This is a genomic window from Campylobacter sp. BCW_6873 (genome assembly GCF_001762365.1).
GTDB classification, from domain to species: Bacteria; Campylobacterota; Campylobacteria; order Campylobacterales; family Campylobacteraceae; genus Campylobacter_D; species Campylobacter_D jejuni.
Map to the genome: position 1 here is coordinate 1 of NZ_MJWS01000071.1, position 2132 is coordinate 2132.

Genomic DNA, 2132 nt, shown 5'->3' on the forward strand with positions numbered 1-2132 from the left:
ACTCTCTCTACCCCTACTACAAAAACATACAAAATTCCTTTACTCCTTTATGTTCTATAGATGATAAAAATAGTAATTTGTTAAAAGAATTTAATTTTGATAGTTTTTCTTGTAATTTTTATAATAATAATATTTTCAATCAAAGTCTTAAGCATTTAAATAATATACAAAATGAAAAAGAATATATCAATGAGTATAAAATATTTTTAGAAAATCTTAATTATTTTAGTCAAGAATATAATAATTATAAGCTTGTATCTATACAAGCAATCAATAATTTAAAAATAGCCTATATACAAAAACTATCTTTAGAAAATATCAACAACATCAACATCGATTCAAAACCCTATCTATTAAAAGCTTTATATTTTTGTGAAGATTATGTTTTATATGATAAAGATAAGCAAGCTTTATTTGATGAAAACACAATAAAAGAATTAGAATTTAACTCTAGTTTTTATACTATCTTTATCTCTCATAAAAACAAACTAAATGATACTTATTTACAAGCAAGAAAAGAACTTTATAAAAGTATTGATGAATTTAAAAAACTTGGTTTTGAAGATTTAGAAAATGCTTATCAAACTTATATTAATTCTTTGATTGTAAATAAAGAAATAAATAGTAAAGATGAAACAATAAATAAAAATAAAAACAAAGAAATAAATAAAAATTTAAATCAAGATGAAAATTCAAATCAAGAAAGTGATACAAAAGAAAATACAAGTAGCACAAAAGAACAAGATTTTTATCTTTTATCTTCCCACTCTAAAAACCTAAACCATTTCATCTTAGAAAATAAAGACAAAAATAAAAGAATTATCTTTTTAAATAATGCTTCATCGATGTCAAATTTAATCCATATTTATGATAATCATTGTGATGTGTTTATTAAAAATGAATCTTTACTTGACATTAAAAGAATAGAAAAAGAATATAATATTAAATTTAAAGAATTTAATACAAAAGTGTTTTTTTACGAAAAACTTCTTTTAGGTGCAAAAGAAAATAATGAGTTTTTATTTGAAGAAAAAGAAGAAAATTTGCTTTATCATTTTAAATACGATAAAGAGGATTTAAATTCTCTAGGGGATTTGAATATAAAATATAACAATCATAATGCAAGGATTAAAAATTATTCTTTACTAGAAGAAAGTTTAAATATCAAATTAAAACCTAAAGAATTTAAAAAAGCAATTGCCTACAACAATGCAAGTTTTAATAAACTTTCAAAAGAACCCTTAAATGAATCCTCATCCAGTGCTAAAGAACCTTGCTTTATCACTTTATATTTAAAAGATGAACACAATAAACCCATTGCTAATGCTAAAATCATTATCAAAGGTTTTAAACATGATGAAGCTTTAAGAGTAGTTAATCTAAAAAGACGCAGTGATGAAAAAGGTAAAATAAGATTTGATAAAGAAAAGTATTTTAGCGATTGTTATAGCTTTAAAGTAAAGCTTGATGAAAGTGAAGCTTATTTTCCTACTCCTTTACAAAATGCTAAAAGAATATTTAATAATTATACCCATCACAAAGTTGGACTTATACTTAAATTTAAAGCTAAAGATCATTTAGTTTATGATGGATTTAATCTCTATCATTATAAAGGAAATGAATTAATTAATTCTTATATGGCAAGAAGTGGTACTGCTAAGGCAGATAATGAAAAAAGAAGTAAAAAGCAAATTGCAAATTATTTTTACCAAGATGAAAAAGATAAAAGCAAAAGTGGAAAGGCTTATTTTTACTATGATGATGAAAGTATTAAAGATAGATTTGGCACTTTACCTGAAGGGGAGTATTATTTAAAAATCAATGAAATAGCTAAAGATACTAACCCTAGCTTTTTAAAAGATTATCCCTTTGAAATAGGAAAAACCTGGGGAAGATACTGCGTAAGATTATATACTGATAAAGAATGCTCTAAAACTTTTAAAGAAGTAAAAATAAAAGAAAGTAATGAAAAAGAAAACAAAACAAGCAAAAAAGATAAAAAAGAGCAAAGCATAATAAAAGATAATCTATATCTTTATAGCATCAATGAAAAGGGAGAGTTTGGCAGTAATGGTAGCATAGGTATAGCACAAGCACAGTTATTAGAGGATTTAAGTAAGCAAGCTAAGTTT

The 2132-nt window shown here is 23.5% G+C and carries 1 protein-coding gene; it reads left to right on the plus strand.

Annotated elements, in window-relative coordinates:
• Positions 1–599: 599 nt before the first annotated feature.
• Positions 600–2132 (plus strand): hypothetical protein (locus tag AJ932_RS05680; RefSeq protein ID WP_186820608.1); only part of this gene is annotated, 1533 nt, incomplete at its 3' end.